The sequence below is a fragment of the Syntrophorhabdaceae bacterium genome (genome assembly GCA_028713955.1).
In the GTDB taxonomy this organism is placed as follows: Bacteria; Desulfobacterota; Syntrophorhabdia; order Syntrophorhabdales; family Syntrophorhabdaceae; genus UBA5609.
Window position 1 is genome coordinate 1 of sequence record JAQTNJ010000354.1, and the last position, 2,653, is coordinate 2,653.

The 2,653-nt window shown below is 46.1% G+C and carries 2 protein-coding genes and 1 tRNA gene; 2 read left to right on the forward strand and 1 reads right to left on the reverse strand.

Annotation, left to right across the window (positions count from 1 at the left end; genetic code table 11):
* Window positions 1–115: 115 nt before the first annotated feature.
* Both PHU49_16925 and PHU49_16930 read left to right on the forward strand, forming a co-directional pair.
* Complete coding sequence (locus PHU49_16925; protein MDD5245693.1) at window positions 116–1,957, forward strand: AMP-binding protein; 1,842 nt, start codon at window positions 116–118, stop codon at window positions 1,955–1,957.
* Window positions 1,958–1,998: 41 nt separating this feature from the next.
* A tRNA-Leu gene (locus tag PHU49_16930) sits at window positions 1,999–2,083 on the forward strand.
* A 194-nt stretch (window positions 2,084–2,277) separates the two neighbouring features.
* Here PHU49_16930 and PHU49_16935 read toward each other — a convergent pair.
* Window positions 2,278–2,653 (reverse strand): GNAT family N-acetyltransferase (locus tag PHU49_16935; protein ID MDD5245694.1); only part of this gene is annotated, 376 nt, incomplete at its 5' end.

The window sequence follows — 2,653 nt, forward strand, 5'->3', positions numbered from 1 at the left end:
CGCAATATATAATTGAAATCAGCAGAAAACAGCAGGGTGATGGTGCTCATAATAATCAAAAAACCTATCAGGTGCACCATCTAATCGATCTTGAATGGTGCGATATTCTGTAACAATGGATGATAGCCTGACGGAATCTATTGATAAATCGTGTGAAAAAAGAAAAATATCACGGTCAGACTGGATAAATGAAGCATGCACCAAACATCTCAAGCAGGTTACCGGTACCACAACGATTGGTGCAACCTCTCTCCCTTCCGCAGGTCATGTGTCTCCCCTCGCTGATCATAATATGCGGGATTATGAAGAAACATACCGCTCGTTTAAAATTGAGGCTCCCGAATTTTTTAACTTCGGTTTTGATGTTATTGATGCATGGGCGAACAAGGACCGGAACAAGCTTGCCATGATCTGGGTGAACCAGAATGGTGAGGAAAAGAAATTCACCTTCTGGGATCTCATGCGCCTTTCAAACCAGATTGTAAACATGATGATCAAATACGGTCTCAATAAGGGAGACCGGGTACTGATCATGCTTCCGCGGGTTCCCGAGTGGTGGATATTTACCCTGGCGCTGATCAAGAGGGGTGCGGTTTACTGCCCCGCTCCCACGATGCTTACACCAAAAGATCTGAAATACCGCATTAACATCGCTGACATCAAGATGGTCATAACGAGTGAAGAGTATGCGGATAAGATAGATGCGATCATTAAAGAATGTCCAACGCTCTCCTGCAGGATGATGGTTGATGGGAGACGACCAGGTTGGATTAGTTACCCCGTGGAGCTGGAGTACCCTGCTCCTGTTTCGGCCAAACTGGTAAATCTTCTTGGAATGAAAAAGACCAGAATTACTGATCCACTTGTGATTTTTTTTACCTCAGGAACAACCGGTGAACCCAAGATGGTGATGCATGATCAGAGTTATCCGCTCGGGCATATTGTAACCGCCAGGTTCTGGCACGATATCCGTACTACTGATCTTCACTTTACCCTTTCGGATACGGGATGGGCGAAAAGTGCATGGGGTAAATTTTATGGGCAATGGATAGAGGGAGCGGCGATCTTTGTATATGATATCCGAAGTAAATTCAACCCTACCGAGATCCTCCCACTTATAGAGAAGTACGGGATAAACACCTTTTGCTGTCCCCCGACAATTTACCGCATGCTTATTCTTGCAGATCTGGATAAGTTTGACTTCACTGAACTCCGGCACTGTGTGAGTGCCGGGGAGCCGCTTAATCCTGAGGTAATTAAGGCGTGGAAGGGTGCGACCGGTCTCACGATCTACGAAGGTTACGGGCAGACAGAGACCGTGCTCTGCATCGGAACGTTCCCCAGTATGACACCCAAGTTTGGATCTATGGGGAAACCATCGCCCGGCTGGCACATTGAGCTTCACGATGATAGTGGGAAACCTGTTGGCCTGCATGAAGAGGGACGAATAGCGATCGCGCTCGAACCACGCCCGGTGGGTTTATTCCGGGAGTACCTGAATAACGAAGAGGAGAACAAGAAATCATTTGTAGACGGTTTTTGCTATACCGGTGATAAAGCGTATAAAGACGAGGATGGTTATTACTGGTTCATCGGCAGGGACGATGACGTGATTAAGGCTTCCGGCTACCGCATCGGGCCCTTCGAAGTGGAGAGTGCTTTGATCGAGCACCCGGCAGTCCAGGAAGCGGCAGTAGTTGGATCGCCGGATGATATTCGGGGGCTTGTCGTCAAGGCGTTTGTGATTCTCAAACCCGGATTCAAGCCATCCGAGGCCCTAATACGTGAGATCCAGAACCATGTGAAAAATGTTACTGCACCATACAAATATCCTCGTGTGATCGAATTTGTAGATACCCTTCCCAAGACAATATCAGGAAAGATCCGGCGGAATGAGCTTCGCGACCGTGAGATGAAAAGATCATTAAACGGGGGAAATACCGGTAAGCAGGGATGATCCCCTATCTTTATGTAATTTCATATATAATGTATACAAGCGCGAGGGTAGCCAAGCCAGGTCAACGGCGTCAGGTTCAGGGCCTGATCTCGCAGGAGTTCTTGGGTTCGAATCCCATCCCTCGCATCAGGCTTTTTTAGTAACAGGTATTTCGTGTATTTTGAACTCTTCTCGCATTACATCACTGTTCTCAATGCTTCCCGGGATTGCACGTGCGCCTGTATCCCCCGAGGAAAAACTATGATGCGGGAACAGCTGCATGAAAAACCTCTGAAAACCGCATAGCGTTTAAGCCGTTGTTGGGGGAAGTGTTTATTTGTTCAGCATTGTATTTCGTCTGTAATACAATCCCGTTGTTCCTGTAAATTCTTTTTAAGATAAATCATATCAACAAGTTGTATATCGCCCTCGAAAATCGGGTGGTCGTAATTGTCGGTAAAATAATTATTTACCCGATGTGAGATTTCAAATCCACACTGTTCATAAAACAACAGGATAGCCGGCGTTTCTCCTGTCCCGACAAGCATTGTTTTAAAATCGGTTTTGTAGAAATCAGAAATAAATTGTATCAATGCTCTCCCGTATCCTTTACCCTGATACTTTTTGTATGTTGCAATGTTCTTCAACTCGCAGGTTTCGCTGTCTTTCGGCACGACAACGCAAACACTTTTCAAATCATCGTCAAATAAAGCAAAC